The sequence below is a fragment of the Flavobacterium sp. 2755 genome, from assembly GCF_031455715.1.
Classification (GTDB): Bacteria; Bacteroidota; Bacteroidia; order Flavobacteriales; family Flavobacteriaceae; genus Flavobacterium.
Genome location: NZ_JAVDTG010000004.1, coordinates 109,157 through 135,901 on the forward strand (window position 1 = coordinate 109,157; position 26,745 = coordinate 135,901).

14 protein-coding genes are annotated in these 26,745 nt (G+C 35.9%); 2 read left to right on the top strand and 12 right to left on the bottom strand.

Annotation, left to right across the window (positions count from 1 at the left end; genetic code table 11):
• Positions 1 to 176: 176 nt before the first annotated feature.
• Positions 177 to 1,154, bottom strand: a complete 978-nt coding sequence (locus J2Y38_RS10860; protein WP_309842246.1) for a Gfo/Idh/MocA family oxidoreductase — start codon at positions 1,152 to 1,154, stop codon at positions 177 to 179.
• 142 nt (positions 1,155 to 1,296) lie between these two features.
• Here J2Y38_RS10860 and J2Y38_RS10865 point away from each other — a divergent pair, with 142 nt between their 5' ends.
• Entirely contained in the window at positions 1,297 to 1,665 is a 369-nt protein-coding gene (locus J2Y38_RS10865; protein ID WP_309842247.1) for a helix-turn-helix domain-containing protein, read from the top strand.
• A 29-nt stretch (positions 1,666 to 1,694) separates the two neighbouring features.
• Here the strand turns inward: J2Y38_RS10865 and J2Y38_RS10870 are convergent, their stop codons facing one another.
• The 11 genes from J2Y38_RS10870 to J2Y38_RS10920 all read right to left on the bottom strand — a co-directional run bounded on the left by J2Y38_RS10870 (position 1,695) and on the right by J2Y38_RS10920 (position 22,350).
• Complete coding sequence (locus J2Y38_RS10870; protein ID WP_309842248.1) at positions 1,695 to 2,165, bottom strand: energy transducer TonB; 471 nt, start codon at positions 2,163 to 2,165, stop codon at positions 1,695 to 1,697.
• 15 nt (positions 2,166 to 2,180) lie between these two features.
• Positions 2,181 to 2,861, bottom strand: a complete 681-nt coding sequence (locus J2Y38_RS10875; protein WP_309842250.1) for a DUF1080 domain-containing protein — start codon at positions 2,859 to 2,861, stop codon at positions 2,181 to 2,183.
• 172 nt (positions 2,862 to 3,033) lie between these two features.
• Entirely contained in the window at positions 3,034 to 6,279 is a 3,246-nt protein-coding gene (locus J2Y38_RS10880; protein WP_309842251.1) for a TIM-barrel domain-containing protein, read from the bottom strand.
• Positions 6,280 to 6,379: 100 nt separating this feature from the next.
• Positions 6,380 to 8,470, bottom strand: coding sequence for an RICIN domain-containing protein (locus J2Y38_RS10885; RefSeq protein ID WP_309842253.1), 2,091 nt, complete (start codon positions 8,468 to 8,470; stop codon positions 6,380 to 6,382).
• Between the two features lie 216 nt (positions 8,471 to 8,686).
• Positions 8,687 to 9,850 carry a SusF/SusE family outer membrane protein gene (locus J2Y38_RS10890; protein WP_309842255.1) on the bottom strand — a complete coding sequence of 388 codons (1,164 nt, stop codon included), beginning with the start codon at positions 9,848 to 9,850 and terminating at the stop codon, positions 8,687 to 8,689.
• A 16-nt stretch (positions 9,851 to 9,866) separates the two neighbouring features.
• Positions 9,867 to 11,759, bottom strand: a complete 1,893-nt coding sequence (locus J2Y38_RS10895; RefSeq protein WP_309842257.1) for a RagB/SusD family nutrient uptake outer membrane protein — start codon at positions 11,757 to 11,759, stop codon at positions 9,867 to 9,869.
• 17 nt (positions 11,760 to 11,776) lie between these two features.
• Positions 11,777 to 14,917, bottom strand: a complete 3,141-nt coding sequence (locus J2Y38_RS10900; RefSeq protein WP_309842259.1) for a TonB-dependent receptor — start codon at positions 14,915 to 14,917, stop codon at positions 11,777 to 11,779.
• A 595-nt stretch (positions 14,918 to 15,512) separates the two neighbouring features.
• Positions 15,513 to 16,496 (bottom strand): glycoside hydrolase family 43 protein, encoded by a 984-nt coding sequence (locus J2Y38_RS10905; RefSeq protein WP_309842261.1) that lies wholly within the window; start codon positions 16,494 to 16,496, stop codon positions 15,513 to 15,515.
• A 51-nt stretch (positions 16,497 to 16,547) separates the two neighbouring features.
• Positions 16,548 to 18,902, bottom strand: a complete 2,355-nt coding sequence (locus tag J2Y38_RS10910; protein ID WP_309842264.1) for a GH92 family glycosyl hydrolase — start codon at positions 18,900 to 18,902, stop codon at positions 16,548 to 16,550.
• Positions 18,903 to 18,947: 45 nt separating this feature from the next.
• On the bottom strand, positions 18,948 to 21,113 hold the full coding sequence (locus J2Y38_RS10915; RefSeq protein WP_309842266.1) for a TIM-barrel domain-containing protein: 2,166 nt from the start codon (positions 21,111 to 21,113) through the stop codon (positions 18,948 to 18,950).
• 187 nt (positions 21,114 to 21,300) lie between these two features.
• Positions 21,301 to 22,350 carry a glycoside hydrolase family 43 protein gene (locus J2Y38_RS10920; RefSeq protein WP_309842268.1) on the bottom strand — a complete coding sequence of 350 codons (1,050 nt, stop codon included), beginning with the start codon at positions 22,348 to 22,350 and terminating at the stop codon, positions 21,301 to 21,303.
• Between the two features lie 408 nt (positions 22,351 to 22,758).
• On the opposite strand from J2Y38_RS10920, the gene J2Y38_RS10925 reads away from it, so the two are divergent.
• Positions 22,759 to 26,709 (top strand): two-component regulator propeller domain-containing protein, encoded by a 3,951-nt coding sequence (locus tag J2Y38_RS10925; protein WP_309842269.1) that lies wholly within the window; start codon positions 22,759 to 22,761, stop codon positions 26,707 to 26,709.
• Positions 26,710 to 26,745: the final 36 nt, after the last annotated feature.

Consider the following 26,745-nt stretch of genomic DNA (forward strand, 5'->3'; position numbering starts at 1 on the left):
ATTTTGGGATATTACTTTTATTTAAACATGCTTTATTTAAGTAATAATTCAGCGCGGTAGTCAACAAGCAAAACAGAAATCTTTTTAAAATGATATAAAATATAAAACCCGCTATAGCAGCGGGTTTTTATGGAAAAGTTTAGTATTTATTTTTGATTCATGGATTAGAAAAATTATCACTTTTTAATAATCTTCAAAATATCCAAAATAGTTGATATGTTATCTACAGATTCATTCATCATTAAAATCTGTTCCTTTTTGTTATAGTTTTTAATGTGATCTGCAAAAGCTTCTGCTTCAAAACGAAAACCGCTTCCAAAATCAACTTCAATCTTTTCTAATTCATAATTCCAGTCTAAACCTTTTTTTATTTCTATAAAAGCTGTATTGGGTTTCGTAACATTGTTGTATCCGCAGGTAATTATACCTTTTGAACCTATCACACGGATATAACGATGTGGTGCAGCACTGAAATTACAGTTTAACTGTGCCGTTATTTTGCTTTTAAATCGCAGCATTGCCGAAACTGAAATATCAAGCTGTTGGTCATTTAACTTACCCAAAGCCATTATTTCAGTAGCTTTTTCGCCCGTAATAGCACGAATCATACTTACAGGATAAGCGCCTGCATCCCACATTACACCTCCGCCAAGCTCTGGTTTTAAGCGTATATTATTTTCAGCATCATCAACTGTAAATCCAAAATCGGCATAGATTTGTGATACTTCTCCAATCTCGCCTTCCTGAATCATTTTCAAAAGTAAAATAGTTTGAGGCTGAAATTTATACGGATACCCTTCCATCAGGAATACATTATTGAGCATTGCCGCTTCGTACATTTCCTTTACATCTTCGACAGTTAAGGCGATTGGTTTTTCACATAAAATATGTTTTTTTGCCTTTGCAGCTTTGATGACCCATTCTGCATGCATTGAATTTGGAAGCGGAATATAAACAGCATCTAAATCGGGATCATCTAAAAGATCCTGATAAGACGAATATGATTTTTCGATATCAAATTCTTTTGCAAATGCTGCAGCACTTTCTAAAGTTCGGCTGGCAATTGCAGTAACTTTAATTTCCGAAGAATCTTTTATGGCTTCTGTAAATGAGCGTGCAATATTAGCCGTACTCATGATTCCTATTTTTAGCATATTTTCTAAATTTTATCGGCTTTTTTAAAGAATTAAACCGGATTATTTAGACAAATGTAAGTGCTGATTTTCACCCAGAAAAGTACTAACCATTTGGTTAGCTATGAACATATTGGTTAGATTTGTAGAAAATTAGATCGTTATGGATGAAAAAAAATTAGAAAAAAATACAAGTCCGGAAAATTATACCGATGGTGACAGCTTTTTTTCCTGTCATGTTGAACTTGCGAACAAAAGTATTAGCGGTAAATGGAAAATACTTATTCTGTACCGATTGTCGTTACAGCCTATTAAACGTTATACTGAATTGAGAAAAGAATTGGGATCTATTTCAGAAAAAGTGCTTAGCAATCAGCTAAAAGATCTTGAAAATGATGGATTAGTCCACAGAACTGTATATCCTGTAGTACCACCAAAAGTGGAATACAGCCTCACCGAAAACGGTAAAGGCATTATTCCTGTTATTATTGCTTTGAGAAATTTTGGCTGTTTTTTAAAACACCGCAGTTAAATAGGCAATTTTGCTTATTAAAAATTTACCTACTGAACATAAAAGGGAAAATTGTACGAACACCTTACTCGTTTTCCTCCCTTTAATGCAGGCGTCCACTTAGGAGATAATTTCATAACCCTTAGCATCTCTTTGCCTGATCCATAGCCAAAATCACGAAGAACTTCTATATTAGATAATGTTCCATCTTTTTCAATTACAATAGTTGTAAAAACTGGTCCCATCGCTTCTTCTTCAACTGCTTTTTTCGGCATAACATAAGTCTTTGTCAGGAAAATATTAAACCTATCCATGCCTTCCGGATATTCAGGCCGAGAATCCACTGATGATGCATTATAAATTTCATTGTCATTTTCATCAATACCATATTCTAATACAGCTTTTTTTGGAGCTTCCTTTTTAACTTTTAAAGGAGGATTAACAATTGCAGGTTTACTGCTCTCTTTTTGACAGCTTATAATAAAAACTAAACTAAAAAGTAAAAAAACCTTTTTCATCATTTTGTTCATCTTTATTTATAATTGTTTTAGTTCAATATTGCGGTACCATACATTGTTTCCGTGATCCTGCAACGCTATTTTTCCTTTTTTGAATGTTCCAAATCCTGCCCAGTCGGCAAATTTACTTCCTGCTATTAATTTTTTAAAGTTCTCGTCCCAAAGTACCGTTTCTACTACAACAACGCCATTTAAAATAAGCGTTAGTTTTCCTTTATTACTGATAACTTCGGCTTTATTCCATTCCCCTACTGGTTTTACCGGTTCTGATTTACTTTCAATTAAATCGTATAAATTTCCCGCGCGGTGTTTCGTGATTTTTCCGTCAGGATGACCGTCGTTATCCAGAACCTGCGTTTCTAAACCTGTACTAAAGGTGTTTGGATATTTTTGAGGATCTTCATTTACATAAAAAATAATTCCGCTGTTTCCATTTGGAGATATTTTCCATTCTAATTTTAAATGGAAATTTTCAAATTCAGCATTGGTTACTAAATCTCCTCCCTGCCCGTCTTTTGCCGCATCCGGATTGAAATGCAATAATCCATCTTCTACATTCCATCCGGCAAGAGCCGAATCTTTACCGTAAGTATGCCAACCTTTTGTAGTTTTTCCATCAAAAAGAGGTTTAAAGCCCTTCTGTGCCTGAATTACTTGTGTAAAAGATAAAATCAAAACTGCTGCGATAAATTTTTTCATGTGGTTTATTTTTTTTGATAAACTGAATTTTATTTCAGCCTTTTCAGTTAGTAAATTCTTAAAGATTGGATTTTGGATTCCCAACCTTAGTAAAAATAGTAAAAAAGGATGAACATTTTTTGCTCATCCTTTTTTAATAGTATTATGTGTTTTTACTTCTAAAAAATTCTCTTTAAATAGAAGGAAAAAGGCTTGTTTTAGCGATTTTGTCTGATGAAAAGTCAACTGATAATCCTGCGCCATAACTTTCCTGAAAATATTCTAATCGAATTGGAACTAATCCTTTTTTTAAGATTATTTCCGATTTCTTTTCGTCAAAGCCATGAAGTCCATCATTATCAATAAGCAATTGATCGTTGATGTAGAATTTACTTCCGTCATCAGACGAAACATAAAAAGTATATTTTCCGTCTTCGGGAACGTTTATAAATCCATTATACACCAAGCCGTAATTATTATCGTCATGATTAATTTTGTTTAAATCAAAATCTGGTGCGAATCCTTTCTCAACCGGAGTAAGTTTACTGAAATCAGGTATTTTGCTCCATTTTCCTTTGTATAAATTATAATTTAAGCCTGTTTTTTTATTGTAAAATATCTTCGAAATAACAGAACTCGTTGAACCTTCAACTGGAACTGCAATTGCATTTACACGCGCTGGAACTGAAACTTCAAATGCTTTGGTATAAAGCTGCGAATTGCGTGTTGGAACAGAACCATCAGTCGTATAATATATTTTATCCGTTCCTTTTTGAATAAACTCCACTTTTGCTTTTGTATCCGATTCTAACTCTGTTTCGTTGCTTTTAAATTCTGGTCTTTCGGCAATTTTTCCGTAGATTTTTAATAATTCATAATAAGGTTTGTACACTTTATTGGTTTCACTGATAGACTGAATAGTCAACAAAGCACTATTCCAACGATTATTAAATCCATCAATTTCCTTTTTAATATCTGCAATATTATATTCGATATTTTGACCAAATTGTGAAAGTGACATTATTTCGAATGGACTGTATAATCCATCATTCCAATTGTTTAACAAACGAAATGTTTCGAAATTTTTCATGTATTTAATCTGCCCTTTTTTACCTGATAAAAGCTGCTGATCGTAATCTGGAAATTGTACCTCAACAGAAACTTTTGTATTCGTTGAAGATTCTGGTACATAAATACGGGTTTCAAAATCATCTCCAACATAAGACCAGGTTCCTGCTTTAGGTTCTTCGCTGTACGGAATATTTTGTCCGTTTACTGATACCACTGTTGGAGGAAATGAACATGGAAAACGAAGTTCATAACTTCTTGAAGTCAGCATTCCGGGAAATGAACCTTCTACAGGTGCGATCACAATATTGGTTTTATTTCCGGTTTGTCCCGAAGTTATTGGCGTATACGTAAAAGCATTTTTCTTGAAGTTGTTGTTATTGCCTTCGTCTTCATACAGTTTTAAATTTCCTTTTTTACCTGGATAAAAAGCAAGAATTAAAGGATTTAGAGGTTTTTCATCTGTTCTTTCGACTTTTGACTGCATCGGAATAATAGCCCCTTCTTTTACAAAAACCGGAATATCTCCTAAAGTAAAAGGCATCGCAACTTTTTTACCGCCTTTTATAATGTTTCCTGTACTCAATTCGTACCATTTACCTTCTGGAAGCCATGTTTCGTGCGTCAGGAAAACACTTCCTTTTTCGATAGGTTTTGTTATGGGATGTACGATCATATCACGCCCAAACATATACTCATTTGGAGTTGCATAAGCGGTTTCTTCTTTCGGATAATCGTAATACATTGGATGCACGGTAGAAACTCCTGTTTCGTATGTATTGCGTGCTTCGTTGTATAAATATGGAACAAGAGAATATCTCATTTGATAGGCTTGTCTCATAATAAGAAAATTATCAAGCGGATAAGCCCAAATACGTCTTTCGTGCTGTGGTGCAGCCGTTGCATGGGTTCTAAATATCGGACTAAAAACACCCCACTGAATCCATCTTGTATACAGTTCTGCAGTTCCCGCATCGCCTTGATGTCCGCCGATATCATGGCTCCAATATCCAAATCCTACGTTGGCAGCCGTAGCGGTAAAATAAGGCTGATAATTTAATGATTCCCAAGATACATGTGTATCGCCAGAGAATCCGATTTGATATCTGTGGTTTCCAAGTCCACCCCAGCGATGAAAAATAAGCGGACGCACTTTGTTCTGGCGTTCCATATCGCTGTAATGCACATAATTTAAATAGATTGTAGGATTTACTCCGGGAATATTGGTACTTCCCCATTGCTGCCAGTCTAGCCACCAAAAATCAACACCCGCTTTTTCAATTGGATGTAAAACCAAATTCATGTAATTGGTTGCAAATTTTTTATCGGTAATATCAAAAGGCACGTATTTTTTGGTAGAAGGATCAATTCCCATTGCTTTTGCCATTTCGGGATATACTTCTTCAAAAGGCTGAATTCCTGATGCGGGATGCAGATTTAAACAGGTTTTAAGATGTTGCTCATTTGTCCATTTTAAGAATTTTTCAGGAGACGGAAATAAATTTTTATTCCATGTAAAACCAGTCCAGCCTGAATCTTCTCCGGCCTGATCTCTTTGTCTTTGTCCGTTTTTAAAGAATTCAGGTAATGATTTTACATGCCAGTCCATATCGATTACAAATACATCAAGCGGAACGTCATGCATTTTGAATTCCCCAACTAAATCACGAAATTCAGTGTCAGAGTATTCTCTGTATCGTGACCACCACGCACCAAAAGCAAATCTTGGCGGCATGGCTATTTTTCCGGCAATATCAGTGAAGTCTTTTAAGGCCGCTTTATAATCAGAATCATAAGCAAAAAGGTATAAATCCTGTGGTTTATCTCCCGGACGCGCCATAACCCACGGCCACTCTGAATTATCAAAAAGCGGGCGTTCGCTGTCGTCTATTAAATACCATCCATCACGAGAAATTATACCTTTTTCCAGTTCCTTAGCCGGCCCGTCAACTCCATCCAGCGTGCGGGTTGTTCCTAACAGGTTTTTAGTATTGGCCAAACCTGGTTTCCATGAAACAGGTTTACCGTTTACTATAAAATCTACACTTAAATTTTTGTCGTTAAAATTGCCTGAACCTGTTTTGTATTTAAGTTTTACGACATCGGTTACAATTTGTAGTACACCATTACTTTCCTTTTTGGTAAACGACGGTACGGGAAGGTTTCGGTTTACAAAGGTCAGCGAAGCATTGTCTGTAAACTTTCCGTCTGAACTCCATTCCATACGAATTACTCGCGGCGAAAGTACTGTAAATCTGGCATTGCCTGAAACTACCATTGCTTTAGGATTGGCTTCGGGTTTGTATTCCTGAGCGGATAAAGCTGCGGAAGCAAGACAAATAATTGTAACTAAAAATTGTTTTGTTTTCATATTTTATTTTAAAATTAATCTTAAATAAATACTTCAAATCGTTTCGTTAAAATAATGATTTTAATGATCTTATTTGAAGTATTTACTTTTCATTCTCCGTTTATTTTTTAATAAATCGTTTTGTAACTTTTGTTCCGTCTTTTTCAAAAACAGCAAAATAAATTCCTGTCGCTAAACCCGAAACATCGATACTGTTTTCTTTTATTATTTGCTGCGAAACCTGACTTCCGGTTTCTGAATAAACCTGAACTTTTATTCCTGCCATTTCACCCGTAAAAAAGAGCGTATTTTTTACCGGATTTGGATATACATTTAAAGTTTCTGCAGCATTTGGTAAAGGCTTCGAAATTTTGGCAGTTCCTAAAGTTGGGGTGAATTTTAGTAATTGAAGTTTCCATCGTTGTGCATCGTTGTTGTTATCGGTCCACTGATGTACGTTTGTTCCCGGTTCTGCAAGGTTATTTACTACGTCCAGACACAAATTCGTGTTTTTATGGGTTAGTTTAAAATAACCGTCACTCATTAATTCTATTTTCCAACGCTGTGCATCGGTTCCCAAATCAGACCATTGCTGTACATTGGCTCCCGGCTGACTGCTGTTGTTATCTACATCTAAAACCTGATTTGTACCTCGATGCGTTAATTTATAAAAACCATCTGATTCTTTTGTAATTACCCAACGCTGCGCATCAGTTTCATTACTGGTGTATTGCTGCACATTTGCGCCTTGCTGTGTACTGCCATCGCTTACATCGAGACTTTGGTTTGTTCCTTTATGAATTAGTCTGTAAACGCCGCCGGAAACAATTGGCACTTCAATTAAATCTAATTTCCATCTTTGGGCATCATTATTCGCGTTCAGGTTATCTGTCCATTGTTGCACATTGGCACCGGACTGGCTGCTGTTGTTATCTACATCCAGACATTGATTTGTTCCTTTGTGGGTTAACTTTGCATAACCATCAGACATTATTTCAATTTTCCAACGCTGTGCATTATTGTTGCTGTCCAGCCATTGCTGTACGTTTGCGCCTTGTGCATTACTGTTATTATCAACATCCAGACACTGGTTTGTTCCTTTGTGGGTTAGTTTATAAAATCCGTCTGCTTCGAGTGTAACAATCCAGCGTTGTGCATCATTACCATTGTCTGTACTTTGCTGCACGTTTGCTCCCGACTGACTGCTGTTATTAACAACATCAAGACATTGATTAGTCCCTTTGTGGGTTAATTTATAAATTCCTCCCGAAACAATGCTTTGTGTTGGGCACGATTGATCTGGAATTCTTGGTGCTACACCGTAATTGGTCATGTTTACGGGTTCAATCAAATCATTAGAATTGAAATACATTCTGTCAATGGCAATTTTTCTGTCCCCCGATGTGCCATTTTCGTAACGATGGTAAACCATATAATATTCATCACAGTTTCCTATTTTGATTACACCATGATGACCCGGACCTTTATCTTCTACATTAGAACTTAATACTTTCCCTCTATAAGTCCAGGGTCCCATTGGTGTATTTGAAGTGGAATACTGCACATTGTAAGTATCATTAAACCAGGATCCATTGGAATACATCATATAATAAATTCCTTTTCGTTTTACCATATACGGGCCTTCGGTATAATTTTGTGGTGTTATATCGGTTGGACCTGTGGCTAATGAAACCATATCTGGATTTAATTTACGAACGACCATTCGGCTTTTGCCTGACCCTCCGTAATAAATATAAGCCTGACCATCATCATCAACAAAAACATTGGCATCGATAATATCATCGGTATATGGATCTGTTGCGATAAGCGGTGCGCCAATATCTGTAAAAGGCCCAATGGGTGTATTTCCTACTGCAAGACCAATTTTGGTTTCGGCAGTATAATAGAAATAATATTTGTTGTTGCGAAAAACTACTGCCGGAGCCCAGCCGTTGTATTGCGCCCACGGACTATCCGGAAAGAGATCGAAAATAAGACCTTCGTCATGCCAGTTGGTCAAATCAGTTGAGGAATAGGCATGAAATTGTGTGCCGTAAATGGCTGTTGTATAGATATAATATTTATTGTTGAAGTAATGAATTTCGGGATCGGCTCCTGTAAACAAGGGATTGCCGCTTGTTTGTGCCTGAACGGTATTGGCTAAACTTATAAACATTAAAAATAATGTAAAACGCAGTCTTAAAGAATTCATAAGACAGAAACTATTTATTTTAAATTGTATCATAACTTGTTTTTTTTATAAGAATTACTAATAACTTCTTCGTTTTCCGTTTAACGGAAATCTAAAAAGAATGCCTGATTTAGTTCTTGAAAAAAGTTAAAAAAAGAATCCAAAACTCTCCAGTCCAATATGGACTGAAAAGTCTTGTCTTCTCCAACTTAACTATCTAATTTTTATGCCATCGTATTATAGTTTTTTCAATAGAATAGTCATTTTCGCCGGATTAATGGTAAGTTCATATTGTCCTGCGGTTTCAATAATCCATTTATTATCCGGTGATCCGTTTGGCATCAACATTACTGTTGGATTATCAGATGGTTCTCCTTTTATAACAGTTCCATTTGCAGGAGGCATTAAAAATCTGCCGCCCCAGTTGCCCAAGTCTAAAGCAAGTTTAAATTCTCCGGCATCAAATTGTCCTTTATACGTAAATACTTCAGGATTTTGAGGATCCCAATTCATTGGTTTTGCTTTTCCAATATCCCAGCCTATACCGGTTATGGCGTTTCCAACCATATAAACATTTTCATAAGGTACATATCCAAAAGCATAAATTCCCTGATCAATATCGAGATAGAAAGAATGACGGCCCGCCTGAGTTACTTTAAAGACGTTATCATTGTTTCTTGGCTCGGTTTCGTTATACACAATTTTGTTTCCTGTGATAGGATCATAAGATGGTAATTCGCTGCCCGGTTTTTCAATCACTTTGAATGAACCTACTGAAAAATCTCCTATGAAATTGTAAATAGTTCTTTCTGTTTTTTCCGGTAAAATTTTCCCTGCACTGTAATCCCAGCCGCCGCTTATGGCATCTCCAACCATAAACAATGGTAATGGCCCCGGACTGTAACTGGTTACGGCAAAACTTGATGTAGAAACTTCTGGCAGCTGATATTGTGCTGAATTATCGACTCTCGCAATAATCTGCACTTCAAGATTGGTAATAACTCCACCCGGACGTTTAAAGTTTTTCAGCAATAAAGCATTTAATTGCCCTACGGTATACGATTTTGTAAAAACACCTGCCGGAATTTCTTCGGTAATTGTCGTGCTGATTCCGGGTGCTGCGCCTTCTCCAAAATTATTTCCTGCAATATCCATACGAAAAAAATACGTAAGGCTGGTTCCGACTCCTCTGTCATTTCCTTGTGTCCATGTAAATGTTATGGCGTTTGCCGCTTCATTATCTTTCGTTAATACGATTTCTTTACTCGAAAGTGTCATAGTCAAAGGATTGGCAAAATTAGGCTGCTTAAGCCAATCCTGATTTTCAAGTCCGCTGTCTTCACAGGAGACAAAAACCAAACTCATTATTATAAATGAGATAATATTTTTTATATTTTTCATTTGCTTTGATTTTTAGTTATTTGTCCCAGAAAGGAGCCTGAATTAAATTAGGGTTCTTTTCGATCTCTGCTAAGTATATCGGGAACCAATAGAAAGATTTTCTGTATACTCTTGTTTGATACGCCGTTCTTTTATAGAATTCATCAGCATTTTTACCATTGAAGTTCATTCCATAGAATTGCCCATTCAAAACTGTTTCTGCCAGTTTCCATCTTCTTAAATCATCATAGCGAATTCCTTCGGTACAAAGCTCTACTCTGCGTTCCATTCTGATAATTTTTCTAATACTTTCCTGATCGCTGTTTACATGAATATTGTCAACATCTGTTCCGCCTGTTGTATAGGTTCTTACTCCGGCTCTTGTTCTAATTTTATTTAGATAAAGAAGGATTTCAGGATTTCCGGGATCAGACTCGTTAAGAGCTTCTGCATAATTTAGATAAGCTTCGCCTAATCGGTATAAAATTCCGTGACGCGGGGCAAAATAACCAATAGTAGGATTTCTTGTTGGATCTGTTCTTTTTCTGGCTAAATATCCATTTTGTGGGGCATCATGCGTATTGTTGTTGTCTTTTTTACCGTTAAAAAATTCCAGTTTTCTTCCTTTATCTTTTCCGGCATTATCACCATCTGTATACCATGCACCATCAAAATTTACTGCCAGATAAAATCTTGGTTCACGATTGCAATACATATTGTAAGTACCTGCAAGCGTTACAAGTCCCGGGCTTTTTACTTCATTAAATTTGGTTACTCCGTTTGGCCAATATCCATCCTGAGAAGAAAAACCATTTTCAACATATCCCGAATTAGAATCTGTTATAGGCAATCCATTTGCGGTAAAGAAAGCATCTACTAATGATTGAGTTACGCCATAACCTCCGGCTCCACCTGCTCCGCCCGGAGCGGTATGTCTGTCATATTCTTTAGAATCAACATTTACACGGGCAAAAAGTACTTCTCCATTTCCTTTGCTTGCTTCTATAAGATGAAGGTTTTGACAAGATAAAAAGGGATCAATTTTTCCGGCTGAGTTAGTTTCTGTATATAACTTATGTCCAGCTGCTTCTGCACTTAAAATTAAATCTTTACTCGCATCTGCAGCAACTTTCCATTTGTTGGCATCATAAGTCGAATTAAATAATGCTTTTCCGTCTTTAGTAACATGATTTGCGTATTCTGAATTTCCATTAACAAGCGGACTTGCAGCAAAAAGCAGCATTCTGGCTCTTACGGCTTTACACATAATTGATGTAGCACGTCCAAATTTTCTTCCGTCTGAATAATTTGCAGGTAAAATTGTTTCAACCTCTTTTAATTCGTTATTAATCCAGGCTACAATATCATCATACGGGGTTTGTCCTACTTGTAAATCTGAAAGGTTATAATTTACAGGTGTAATTTCATCCGGGCTAAAAGGAATTGGGCCATACGTATTGATCAATAACGAATAATAATAGGCTTTTAAAAAACGACATTCAGCAATCATTAAACGAACTTCATCTTCATTTAGATTTTGTTCCGGTAATGGTTTAATGTTTTGTATAAGAATGTTACATTCTCTAATTCTTTGCGGAAGGTTGTTCCAATATCCCGGACTCCATTGTGAACCCACTGACCAGTCTCCTAAAATGAAAGGAATTACCTGCCAGTCGTATTGACGCCATCTTTCTGACGGGGTCATATCATCTCCTAAAATCTCCCATCCCAAACTGCGGGTATATCCCCACGTAGGGTCCGGAATTCTGGAATAACAGCCTGCAAGCCAATTCTCTGTTTTTGTTTTACTCTCAAAAACACCATCCAAAGTAAGTTCGGTATCGCTTTCTTTGTCCAGATAATCAGAACAGGATGACGATAATAATAATCCTAGAAAAAGGAAAATCGATCTAATGTATATATTTTTCATTTTAATTTCTTTTTAAATTATAGTCCGATTGATAATCCGAAAAGGACTGATTTTGTTGATGGATATTTCAAACCATTTCCTGTATCCAATTCGGGATCCCATAGTTTAAAATTGGAAGCGTACCATAAATTATTTCCGCTGATGTAAATTCTTAATCCCTGCAGATAGAATTTTTCAATTAGTTTTTTATCTAATGTATATCCAACTTCCATCGTTTTTAAACGGCCAAAACTCATGTCTTTTTTCCACCATGTTGAAGCAACTGAATTGTTTACGTTAGGGCCGTAACTTAATCTTGGCCAAAACACATCCTGACGTGGATTTTCTTCTGTCCAGCGATCGTTGTAATTAGAATAAATATTCCCTAAAGTTCCTGTTCCGCTTCCCGGAATAAAATTTGCTCCGCCAATGATTCGTTCTGATTTGGCTACACCCTGAAAGAAAAAACTAAAATCGAATTGTTTGTATTTTAAATTGTTTCCAAAACCATACACAATCTGAGGATCTGTTGTTCCGCCAATGAAACCTTCGTCTAAACCGCTGATAATTCCGTCACCGTTTCTGTCTTCATATTTAATATCTCCCGGACGTAACGCTGTACCAAAAGTTGGAATTGGCAGTCCCGGTGCTAAAACTCCCGGCGATGTAAAATCTTCATTGGTATATAATCCGGTTGCAGTATAACCGTATAAAGTATTGTTTTGAATTCCTGTTCCAGAACGGTAAGTTCCTTTTACGGCTTCGGCTTCATCTCTTTCTGTGACTTTGTTTTCCACAAAAGTGAAGTTCGCACGCCAGCTCATAAAGAAATCAGGAGTTACCTGCTTATTGATATTAAGTCCAACCTCAATTCCTTTATTTTCCATTTTTCCGAAATTGGCCCACGGCGCATTGATAAATCCTGCCTGAGTAGGAACCGTATTTCGTTCTACAAAAATGTCTTTTCTTTTCTCCTGAAATATATCTACTGTTAAGTCCATCATATTCAATATTCCTAACTCGATACCAATATCAGCTTTTGCCACTTTCTCCCAAGTCAAATCGTTAACTCCAATCTGACCTTCTTCAATTCCTTCAAATTTTACTCCTTGTCCTGTACCGAACCAGTAATCAGAATTGTTATTATCGCTGATTGTGGTTAAGTAAGCGAACCTTCTGTTGGCTCCAATGTTGTCATTTCCAACTAATCCATAAGAACCACGAAGTTTGATTTTATTAAAAATATCTTTCACAGGTTCCATAAATTTTTCTTCAGATGCAATCCATCCCAAGGCTACAGAAGGGAAAAATCCGTATCTGTTTCCTTTTGCGAAATTTTCTGATCCGTTGTAACCAAAGTTAAATTCCCCAATATATTTTCTATCAAATGTATACGAAGTTCTTCCCGCTAATCCCTGATGTTTAAAAGCTTGCGGCGCTGTTCCATCATTATAACTATCCTGATTGTATAATAAAAGTCCACTTAAATCATGTTTCCCAAAAGTGCGGTTGTACGTTGTATTAGCTTCCAGATAAACACGTCTGTTACCAAACTCAGCAGTTTTATCATATCCAAGATATTCTTGTCCATACGCCTGAACCGTTCCGTGAATCAAACTTCCGTCAAGATCTCTTTGAGTCGCTACGTTATAATAATCCGGTGATTTACCGCGTGTAATTCTGTTTTCTGAATAAGAGTCAAACGAATAGGTAAATTTTGCTTTTAAACCCGGCGTAATTGCTTTAAAATCTTGTTCTAATGAAACTAAACTTTCGATCTTGCTGCCGCCTTGTTTATAATATCCTTGCTGCGTACTCATAGCCCAAGGATTTTCGCGTGCAAAAACTCTCGGAATAGTTCCGTCTGAGTAAATCGCTGGATGAACAAACGGAGTTGTTTCAAATGCTGTATTGAATAAGGCATCGGTACTGCTATTTCCTTTTTGAAGATTTTGAAGGAAACCTCCAATATTAATTCTTAATAAAGTCGTCTTTGAAACATTAACATCGACATTCGTACGAACGTTTGCTCTGTTTAAGTTTGTTTCTGAATCGTAGGTTTGTTTAGGATCTGCGGCAAGTATTCCTTTTTCGCTGTAATAAGAAGCGGTTAAGGCATATCTTAAAATTTCTGATCCTCCGGCAACATTCAAATTTGATCTTGATGTAAAAGCGTAATCTTTAGTTATGGCATCAACCCAGTTTACATCTGGATATAAATCCGGATCGTATTTGTTTTCCGTTTTTGAAATACGGTCTTCTGTAAACAAAAGCGGTTTGCCCTGCTCTGCTGCCAGTTCATTTAAAAGTCTCATATAAGGACCTGCTTTAATGAACTCTGGTAATTTTGTAGGTTCCTGAATCGAATATTCTGTTCTTACCTGAATTCTTGGTGCTCCGACAAAACCTCTTTTGGTATTGATCAAAATAACTCCGTTTGCTCCTCTTACTCCGTATACAGCACTTGCCGCCGCATCTTTTAAAACAGAGAAAGATTCTATTTCTGATGGATCAAGATCGTTGAGGTTTCGCTCGATTCCGTCTACCAATACAAGCGGATTAGTTCCTCCTTTAAAAGTAGAGATTCCACGAATTTTAATATCGGACTGATCATAGCCCGGTTCTCCTGAACGCTGTACGGCCATAATTCCCGTAATCTGACCTGCAAGGTTGTTTCCTAATGTACGTGCCGTTCCTACTTGTAATAACGAAGGCTTTATAGTTCCAATCGCTCCTACAACTGATGCTTTTTTCTGAGTACCGTAACCTACCACAACAACGGCCTGAAGATCGCTGGTTTCGTCTACCATTGTTACGGTTATTGTTTTGGCATTATTTAAAGGTTTTTCGACCTCTTTCATTCCAATAAATCTAAATACAAGTATCGCTTGCGGAGATGATACTGTAATGGTAAAAGTTCCGTCAAAATCTGCCGTGACTGCATTCTTAGTACCTTTTTCAATCACGGTAGCGCTGGGTAATGATAATCCCTTTGAATCAATTACTTTTCCGGTAATTTTTACGGGGTTTTGAGAATTACCATTTTGTGCATAACTGGTCTCTGCAAAGAGCGCCAGGAACAATAAAAAAATCAATCCGGCACTGTTAAACTTTATTTTACTCTGGGTAATAAAGCTTAAAAGATTGGATGACATTTTCCAAGTCGTTTTAATTTCCATTTGGTTAATTTTTTGGTTGGTTAAAAGTTAGTTTTATCGAATTAAAAATTGATTCTAAAGATTTTTTTGAAGTACTCTTGAAAAAAAATAAGATTAATCTTGTAAATACAAATAATAGATTATACCCTCTTATTTTTTAATAGATGATAAAATATCACATACTTTTTTATTGATACTTCAAATTATCTCTTAAAAATTTCATTTTAATTTTTGACCAAATTAGCGCATTGGTAACATTATTTTAATCCCATTTCGTGTCATAATTGTGTTCAAATGATTCACGAGGCCTTGAAAACACTGAAATGTAAGTTTTGGAGTGGTAATTTTTAGTTATGAGTTTGGAGTTATGAATTATGAGTTGGAAATAGAGCTAAAAATGATGAATTGTGAATTAGAAATTATGAGTTGTGAGTTGTAAAATGTGAAATATGGAATGTGGAATGGATAATCTTTTTGAAAATACTAATTATCGATATTGAATAAATACAACCCAAACTCATAACCTATAACTCATAACCTATAACTCAAAACTCATAATTCAAAAAAAATAACGCATCACTGCGTTATTTTTACGTTCTACAACTATCACTAAAAATTATTTAATCACACTAGCTTTTACGCCTTCGTTGGTGATAACAACGGGTTTAATAAAACCATTTTCATCAAAATGCATTTCTTCAATGCAGGTTTCTCTGGAGTTTCCATCAGTTTCTGTGAGTGGTCTTCGGTGGTAAACTATAAAATACTGATCAGAATCAGGTTTTTTAATAACGGAATTATGTCCGGCGCCATTTGCAATTTTAAAATCTTGTTCCAAAATTTTTCCAATTCTTTTAAATGGACCCATTGGCGAATCAGCTATGGCGTAGGCTACGCAGTAATCAGGTCCTGTCCAGCCGCCTTCTGACCACATAAAGTAATATTTGTTATTTCTGATAAACATGAAAGGGCCTTCAACATAATTCTCAGGCGTAATTTCTTTAAAAACCGTTTTATCTTCAAAAGGAATAAAACCGGTAAAATCAGGTTTTAGTTTCGCAATATTACAATGTCTCCATCCGCCATAGATCAAATAATGCTGTCCGTCTTTATCCCTAAATACAAACTGATCAATAGGCTGAGCGCCATTGTAAAATTTATCAACGAGCGGTTTTCCTAAATAATCTTTAAAAGGACCTTCTGGTTTTGAAGAAACGGCAACACCAATTCCGCCAATTTCATTGTCGCTCTGGATATCATTTGCTCCAAAAAACAAAAAATATTTATTTTTATTTTTAATGATAGATGGCGCCCACATTGCTTTTTTTGCCCATTTTACTGCCGAAGTATCTATAATTCTGGGATGTTTTGTCCAATGCGTTAAATCTTTTGACGAAAAAGCATCCATAAAAACCTGATCTTCATAACGGGCAGAAAATGTGGGATAAACCCAATACGTTTTATCAAAAATAATTCCCTCAGGATCTGCATACCAGCCTTTAAATATGGGATTATTATTTTTTTTCTGATTTGAAACTGTTTCTTGTGCGATTGTTTTTGTGCACGAAATAAGCAGCAGAAAATATAATACTTGTTTCATAACATTTAGTTTGGTTTAAGGTTAGTTACAGCAATTTACGAAGTTTAACGATTAATTAGACCACGTATCTGCCGGATTTGCATCTACTTTCATATTTAAAGTTCCTCCTTTTTTAATGGATTCTAAGTCAATTGAAAGCTGCTTTAAATCAGTATTATTCAGTTTTACTTCTTGTAAATAAATATTCGTTTTAGAATTGTTTTTTACATCAATAACAAAATTAGTATTGCGTGTTTTTCCTAATTTCTTAATCGTAATTTTATCAAACAAAGGGCTTCCAATTTGAAATGACGGATTAATATTGGTTAATCCTTTCACATCAAATAAACCAATCGAAGACATAACATACCACGCTCCCAATTGTCCCTGATCTTCGTCCTGACCGTAGCCGTAACCATGAATTCCTTCGGTTCCGTAAAATTCATCACAGATAGCGTGAACCCATTTTTGTGTGAGATAAGGTTTTCCGGAGAAATTAAAAAGCCACGAAATATGCAGATTCGGTTGATTTCCATGATTGTAAAAACCAGATAATCCGGCAAATGCATCGATAGTCGTTCCGCCGCCAAAAACATTTTTTTGAGATTTTGTAAAAATAGTATTCAAACGTTCGTTGAAAGTATCTTTTCCTAAAACTGAAACCAATTCCGGAACATTATGCGGAACATAAAAAGTATACTGCCACGCATTTCCTTCCTGAAAACCTCTCCACGGCTGCGACGGATCAAAATCTTTTATAAATTCTCCGTTTGCATATTTAGGCCTGATAAATGTTGTTTCCTTATCGTAAATTAGTTTCCAGCCGTCGGCTAATTTTATAAGTTTTTCATAGTCTTGTGTTTTGCCCAAAGCTTTAGCAAATTGCGCTACGGCATAAGCACTATAAGAATATTCTAAAGTATGCGATGCTGAAAATCCTGAACCTTGGGTATTCGTTTGATAATCCATATTATCCAAATACGGCGAATAACCGAGTTCTACAAACTGTTTTACATCCATTTTTCCTGCGCCTTCAATTCTGTCTTTCCATTCTAATTCGTTTTTTAGAGCGGCTTCATATCCTTTTTCTACATCAAAATTTCGAATACCTGAATTATAGGCAGAAGCTATCGCAAGTCCGGTAAAATTTGTTCCTACGCCAGATACATATTTACTATTTGCAATACCGTCACCAAGCCAGCCTGCATCTTTGTATACGAGAATTTGTCCCTGAACCCAGTCTGCATAATATTCAGGATATGCAAGTGCCCATAATTGCGTTAAGTTCCAAAATCCTCCCCAAATGGCATCGGTATTGTAATAATTATGCTGCGGTTTTCCTTTTGCATCCAAAGGAATCTGACCTATTTTACCATTGTTCATCGGATACGCGCCGTTGACATCGCTGCCCAGTCCGCGTCCTAATAAAGCGTGGTATAACCCTGTGTAGAATTTAATTTTATCATTTTCATTTTTACCTTCTACGGCTATCCTTCCTAAATAATCATTCCAAGTTGCAAGGCTTTGTTTTTTCGCTGCTGCGAAATTTAAACTCTTAGCTTCAGTTTCAAGATTAAGTCTGGCATTGGCTACAGATGTATACGACAAACCTATTTTTACGGTAATCATTTCATTTTCTTTAGTGTCAAAAGTGAGATAAACTCCCGCGCCTTCTCCGGCAATTTCTTTTATATTGGCCTGAATTCCCTGTTTATTGAATGTGCCAAAACCAATTGGCTTTTTATCTAAAACTGCCGAGAAATACATCGACACCTCGGCTCCAGCCTGATATTTTTTCACATATTCTGGTATGGTAATTACATAACCTTCAATTCTTCCGTCTTCAGTAATCGTAACTTTTGATTCTTTAACGGCTCCGCTTTCGCCTTGTCTGTTTCCAATATCAAAAATTATATTCGATTGTGAAGATTTTGGAAAGGTATATCGCTGAAAACCTACCCGTTTTGTTGCTGTCAATTCGGCTTTAATTTTATAATCTTTCAACAAAACCGAATAATATCCTGATGTTGCATATTCATCTTTTCGGTCAAATCTAGATCTGTAACCTTCTTCGGGATTTTCAAGGCTTCCCGGTATTGTCTGAAGTTTACCAACAGACGGTGCAAGCACAATACCGCCAACCTGAAATTCGTGCAGGCAAGCAAAACCTTCGATAGAAGTATCTCTGTCATCATAACCTGTAGCTTCCCAACCTTGTACATTTCCAAGATGCCCATTTGTAGAAGGTCCCAGTTTTGCAAGTCCAAACGGCATTGCGCCAGGCGTATAAAAAAACCAGCGGCTGTGTGCGGTTCCTATATTTGGATTTACATAATCTGACCACTTTTTTGTTGACTGCCCAAAAGTGGTATTACTGACTAAAGAAAGAACAGTTATAATGCAGCATTTTATCAGAATGTTTTTCATATCTAAAATCTTATTATTCAATTTGCTTTTTTATTCTAATGAAATTTACTTTAAAGTAATTGTAATTCCATCTTTAAGAGTTCCTTTTCCTGTATACGTTTTACCGTCAAGCAGCACATTTACAATGATATCTTTTACATCCTTGCTGCTATTTCTTTTCCCAATTTGGTCAGAAACCTTAACCACAACAGAATTGTCCTTTCTTTGAGCACTAAAAGTTACTAAAGCGTAATCTTGTTTTTGAAACCCAAAACCATCTCCTTCATCCAGATACAAATCTCCATTTGCTTTTCCGTCTTTGTCAAGACATACAAAAAGACTCAATGGATCGAATGAATTTTCTCCTACGTTTTGAATAATTTTTCCGGCCGGAATAATACTTCCGCCTTTTATACTCAATTTAGCCTGATATTTATCCTGTTTGTCTCCATCAACCAGACTTAATTCTTCCCAAATTCCTGAAGGAAGTATCGGGTCTTTGGCGAAAGCCGGAACAACCAAAAGATTTTCTCCAAGTAAAAAAGCCTGTTCTTCGGCTCTCAAACGTGAATCCTGAGAATCTGCAAAAAATACCGGAGCCATTACAGGTAATCCCGTTTGTGAAGATTCATAAAAAAGCGTGTATAAATACGGTAATAAACGATAACGTCTTTCTAAAGCAATACGAGATGTTTTTTCGATTTCTATGCCATAAGCCCAAGGTTCTTTATTGTTTGTTCCTGCGCAGGCATGTCCGCGTGCAAAAGGCATAAAAGCACCAAAACCAAGCCAGTTCGCCCATAAATCGCCATCTGTATTTCCAAGAAAACCTCCAATATCCGGTCCGTTAAACGGCTGTCCTGATAAGCCCAAAGTAAGGGACATTGGAACCGATAATTTTAAATGATCCCAGCCCGCAAAGTTATCTCCTGTCCAGGTTGCAGCATAACGCTGCCCTCCCAATAAATTAGATCTTGTAAGCAGAAAAGGACGTTTCTCTGGATTTGTTTTTAAAATTCCGTTATAAGATGCTTCTACCATTAATCGCCCGTAAGCATTGTGATAAAGCAAATGCGAACCTTTCGGTAAATTTCCGCCTCCTTTATGCGGTGTGTCGTAGGGCATTGTTCCCAAACGTTTGTCTTCCGGAAAATCATTATCATTTACGGCAGGTTCGTTCATATCATTCCAAACACCGTCAATTCCTGTCGCTAAGAAATCTTTGTAAAGTCCACCCCACCAATTTCTTGTTTTCGGACTTGTAAAATCAGGAAAAGCACAATCTCCCGGCCATACTTTACCGTGATATTCTTCTCCGTTGTTTTGCTTCACCCAGACATCATTTTGAGTTCCGGTATTGTAAACAGCATAATCTTTGTCTACTTTCACTCCCGGATCAATCATATAAACAGCACGAAATCCTTTTTTATGCAAATTGTCGTTCAACACTTTCGGATTACGAAATCTAATGCTGTCAAAAGTAAAAACTCTGTAACCCTGCATATAATCAATATCCATCCAGATTACGTCGCACGGAATTTTCTTTTCTCTAAAAGTATCCGCGATTTCCATAACACGTTTTTCGCTGTCATAAGAAAATCGACATTGATGATATCCCAACGCCCAGCGAGGCGGTAATTTTATAGTTCCCGTTAATTCAGAAAGCCCTTTTATAACTTCCTGAGGTGATTTTCTATCAATGATATAAACTCTAAACAAAGCACCTTCAGAATTATAGATAATCTGATTTGAATTGGTAATTAATTCCGCTTTCCAGGTACTGTCAAAGATAATTCCGAAAGCAGAACCATCTGCACGAACTCCCATAACCCACGGATGTGTTTGATACAATCTTTTTCCGCCTTCAACGCTGTAAGCTCCGGTATCAGTATTCCATAATTTTATCGATTGTCCGTTACGCAATAACGGACCGGTAACTTCGCCTCCGCCGTAAAGGCTTATATCGCCTTTAAGATTAAGAACGGCACTTGCTTTTTCATTTTTGAAAGTAAATTCAGGAACCAGCGACCAGTCTGATGGCAGTTTTCCTTTTGCTTTTGGTTCAGAAGCAAGAATTAACGATGGCGTTTTGTTTTTATCAAATCCTTTAGGAATAAATTCTGCAATTCTGTTCCCGACTAATGAAGATTTTAATACTGAAATTTCCTGAGCAGTTGTTGTGGTTATTCCTGCTGCAATTAAAAAGGAAAATAAGATAGGTTTTAAATTCATGTTAGAAAGTTAAATATTATAAACGGTTATGAATCAACATATGCGAATATACTAAAACGTTTTAGTATATTTATAAAAATATTGACAAATTTTGTGTTTTTCAGTTATAAGCTATGAACTGCCTTTTGTCCCGTCAATAAAATGACAAGCCAAAAGACAGTTTTATTTTGTTTTAAAAATAGTACTCTTACATAGCAGGAATAGCCAATACAGCTTCTTCCGACATTGGATCTCCAATTACAGGATTTCCGCTTTTATCCCATTTAATGGGCTGCATTCTTGGCGATCTTTTTTCACCGCAGCCTTCTCCCGGATTAGAGTTGGCATGGTATAAAATCCAGTCTTCTTTGCCATTTGGCGATTTAAAAAACGAATTATGTCCCGGCGCATATACTTTATTTTTATCGGATTGACCTAGAATTGGCTTATCCGATTTTACCCATGCCGAAGCATCCAGTAAATTATCTTTTCCTGTAAAGGTTAAAAGTCCTAAACTATAATTGTCTGTCCAGCAGCCGCTTGCAGAGAAAACAATAAACACTTTATTTTTATGAGACAAAAATTGAGGGCCTTCGTTTACATTTACCTGCGGCGGATTTACATCGTCATGCAATGCACCAAATAATTCCCACGGATTCGAAGGGCTTGAAATTCGCACTCTGTCCCCGTCAATTTGCGTTGGAGATTTCATTTTAGCGATGTAAATATTCTGCTGTCCGTTGGCGTCTCCTTCCCATCCTGACCAAATCATGTACAATTGTTTTTTGTAGGTGAACACATTTCCGTCAATAGCCCATTTATCTGTTGCTGCGGCAACTTTTCCTTTAAAAACCCATTCTCCTTCCATCGGATTTTTTGAATCATTTTCTAAAACATACATCCGGTGTGTATTGTTAGAACCGTTGTCTGCAGCAAAATACACATACCATTTGTTGTTGATAAAATGAAATTCCGGTGCCCAGATTTCGGCAGAATAATCGGTGTTTTTAGGCGCAATCCAAATGGTTTTCTTTTCGGCATTTTTTAAATCTGCCAGATTTTTAGATTTTAAAAGCACCAAACGATCCTGCATGGTATGTGTGTAGTAATAATAGCCATCCTGATAAGTGCTGTAAGGGTCTGGCCCGTAATCTAAAATTGGATTTGAAAAGGTTTGCTGCGCCGATGCAATATGGCCGGCGATACCAAACAGCATTAACAACAGAGTTTGTTTTAATATGGATTTTTTTCTTTTCATAAATAACTTTTGGTGTTTTTTGATCCATTGCTGGTCGTTTTTGTTTTTGGTTTTTAGGTTAGATTATTCGATATGATTTTAAAAAATAACTTTTAAGAATTTCATTTGTTTTATTAAAAATATAAGTAATATTGCAATCGCTCTATTGCTGTTTATTTTGAGTCCTTTCAAAATATTTTGCTTATTTTTCAACAATTCCATAATTTATATATTAAAAAAATATCAATTTAATTTTTGACCAAAGTAGCACACAGCTCACTTTATTTTTATCTCATTTTGTTTCACAATTGTGTTCAAATGGTTCAAATGTCCTTTTAAAACAAGGCAAAAGCGAGATAAAAATCAAAATGAATGCTTGTGACACAAAAGGGGAAACTATTTTTATAAAAAATTAATAAAGACATTTACATGCAGCGCTTTTTAAAACTTGGGACATTAACTTACTTTTTCTTTTTGTCTACTACCATTTTTAGTCAGGAATATTATTTTAAACATTATAAGGTCGAAAACGGAATGTCTAACAATACCGTTTTGGCTTCTATTCAGGACAAAGACGGATTTTTATGGTTTGGTACCAAAGATGGTTTGAACCGTTTTGATGGTTATCATTTTAAAACATTCCGAAGCGGCGCCGATCCTAAAACTTCCTTAGGAATAAATTACATTCAGTCGCTGCATGAATTCAAAAATTATATCTGGGTAGGAACTGATAAAGGATTGTATTCTTATGATAAAAAACTGGAGAAATTTACTTTTATAAACGAAGCGATCAATAACCGTATTAATGATATTGATAATGATTTAAAAAATAATTTGTGGTTTATTTCTATTGGAACATTGATTAAATATAATGTTGATACCAAAGAAACCCGAATGTTCGACGGCAGAAATTCCTTTTATGCCACTTCTATAACCTGCGATAAAAATGGTGTGATCTGGGTTTCTTCTTACGATGATTTATACCGCTATTCTGAAGCTACTCAGAGTTTTGACAAGATTAAGGTGCAAATGCCCAACAGTACTTTTTCAATCTCTGTAATTTATGCTTTAGATGCCAATTCGATTTTAATAGGAACGCGTGATCACGGTATTTACAAATATGATGTGGCAACGGGAAAAACTGCACCTTTTATTAATGATGTCGAAAAACCGGTTTTTGTTCGTCAGTTTAAAAGAAATAAAAATGAATTGTGGATTGCCAGCGAATCTGGCGTTTATATTTATAATTTAAAAGATAAAACAACCCGAAATCTACGCAAAAGTCCGAGTGATCCTTATGCGATTTCAGACAATGCGGCGTATTGCATTACGATTGATAAAGAAAACGGTGTCTGGATTGGGACTTATTTTGGCGGCGTCAATTATCATCAAAAACAATACGATCAGTTTAAGAAATATTTCCCTCGAAAAAGTGAAAATGCAATTGTTGGAAGTGCCGTTCGGGAAATTCACAAAGACGATCAGGGCAATCTCTGGATTGGTACTGAAGATGCCGGAATCAACAAGTTTAATTTACAGACCAAGAAATTTGTAAATTTTAAACCCGACGGAACAAAATCGGGACTTTCGTTTTACAATATACACGGCGTTTTACCCAGAGGAAATAAAATCTGGATTGGAACTTTTGAGCACGGACTGGACGTTATGGATGCTGCAACCGGAAGGGTTATCAAACATTATGACCATACGACAAGCAGTTTTAAAAGTGATTTTATAGTTACGTTTTATGAAACTCCCGATAAGAAATTATACGTAGTAACGTCTGTTGGAATTTATTTGTATGATGAGAAAAATGACAGCTTTAAAATCTGTGATTATTTTTCAGAAAGCACACATTTTACCTGTATGTTCAATGACAAAGACGGGAATTTATGGGCAGGATCTTATCGCGACGGATTGTTTTATTATAATCCAAAAACGAAAGAAAAGGTGGTTTACAGACACGATTTTAAAGAGGATAAAAGTATCAGCAATGACTTTATTACTTCGATTTTTCAGGATAAACAAAATAACCTTTGGATTGCAACCGAAAATGGTTTGAATTTATTTGATTTTAAAACGAAAGTATTCAAAAAATTCACGACTAAAGATGGTTTTTCGAGCAATGTAATATATTCTATTTTACAAGATGAAAATCAGAATTTATGCATTACAACTTCAAAAGGTTTAGTCAAATTTATTTATAAAACAAAAGCGGTTAAAATTTTTACGACGGCAAACGGTTTACTGAGCGATCAGTTTAATTACAGTTCTGCTTTTAGGGATTCAAATGGCGATATGTATTTTGGGAATCTGAACGGGATGATTAGTTTTAATCCTAAAAATTTCAGCACTTACAAATACAATCCTCCTATTTTTATTACCGGACTTCAAATTAATAATCAGGATGTTATTGTAAATGATAAAGATTCTCCGCTTGATGAATCTGTTTCGTATATCAAGAAAATTACTTTAAAAAGTGATCAGTCCAATTTTAATATCGATTTTGCTTCGCTGAGTTATACAGCTCCCGAACTTACGCAATATTGGTATAAACTGGACGGAATCAGCGATGACTGGGTTTATCTGAATAAAAACAATAAAGTGTTTTTTACAGAACTTCCTTCCGGCAGTTATAAATTCAGGGTAAAATCGTTAAGCGCGGGCGGAATCTGGAGTAAAGAAGCTGTCGTAGAGATTACCATTTTACCGCCTTTTTGGGCAAGCGGTTATGCTTTTTTCTTGTATTTTTTAATTATTTCGGGATGTCTTTACTGGCTTTTACGTAGATATCATCATATGAATATCAAGGAAAATAACCAGAAAATTGCCAACCTGAATAACGAGAAAGAGAAAGAAATTTATCACGCTAAAATTGAATTCTTTACGAATGTAGCACATGAGATACGAACGCCTTTAACACTGATTAAAAGTCCGTTAGAAAGTTTATTAAAAAGAACTTACGAGTCTCCGGAAATTATCCCGAATTTATCCATAATGGAGAAAAATACTTCTCGTTTATTGAATTTGGTGAATGAACTTCTGGACTTTAGAAAGACCGAAATGGAAGGTTTGGGATTGACTTTTGTGGAAACAAATATTTCATTATTAGTCAAACAATTACATTCGCAGTTTACACCTTTAATTGAAGAAAGAAATATTCATTTAGAATTAGAACTGGGAGAAAAAAACATCTACGCTTTTGTTGATGAAGAAGCGATTCGAAAAATCCTGACCAATTTAATTAGCAATGCCATTAAGTATGCTAAAAAAGAAGTGATTATTACTTTGTTCAGAGATGAGGATTCACTGGAATTTATCGTTAAGAATGATGGTAATTTAATTCCGAAAAGTCTTAAAAGTAAAATTTTCGAACCTTTCTTTAGAATTTTAGGTTCTGAAACACAAACCGGAACCGGAATTGGATTATCTCTAGCTCACTCTTTAACAGAACTGCATAACGGAACTTTAAAACTGCAGTTTGTAGACGATTCCATGAATACGTTTGTTTTACGACTGCCGCTGCGTCAGCAAAGTGAATTTCATTTGTATAAAGATTCGGCTGATACGATAAAAGATAATGATGAAGAATTTGAAAATGAGATTACGGCAAAAAATGTAAAAACCCAAATCCTGATTGTGGAAGATAATCTGGAACTGCTCAATTTTATGAGTAAAGAATTGGGCAAAGAATATAAAATTTATAAAGCTGCAAACGGTGAAGAAGCTTTAAAGATTATTCACAATCAATCGATTCATATTGTAATCAGTGATATTACAATGCCTATAATGGACGGAATTGAATTGTGCAGCCGTATTAAATCTAATATTGAAACCAGTCATATTCCGGTTATTTTACTGACTGCCTTAAGTGCTATACAAACCCGTATTAAAGGTCTGGAATCCGGAGCGGATGCTTATATTCCGAAACCATTTTCAATGGATTTTATTCTGGCACAAATTGATAATTTATTATCTAACAGACGCCACGTTATGGAGTATTATGCCAGTTCTCCGTTGTCACATTTAAAATCTATTGCCCATAATACTATCGACGAGGAATTCATTAAAAAGCTGGACGATATTATCGATCAAAATATGGCAGATACCAACTTAAGCGTTGAATCTCTAGCCGATATTCTGCACATGAGCCGTTCGACTTTATACCGAAAAATTAAAGATATTTCCAACCTAAGTCCGAACGAACTGATTAATAACGCCCGTTTGAAAAAAGCCGCCGAATTACTGCTTTCCGGCAAATACAAAGTATATGAAATCGCCGAAATTGTAGGCTATAATTCACAGTCCAGCTTCAGCAGAAATTTCCAAAAAAGCTTCTCGATGTCGCCATCGGAGTTTATTAACGCCAATGAAAAATAATTATTAATGGTTAATTGTGAATGATTAATGGTTTCT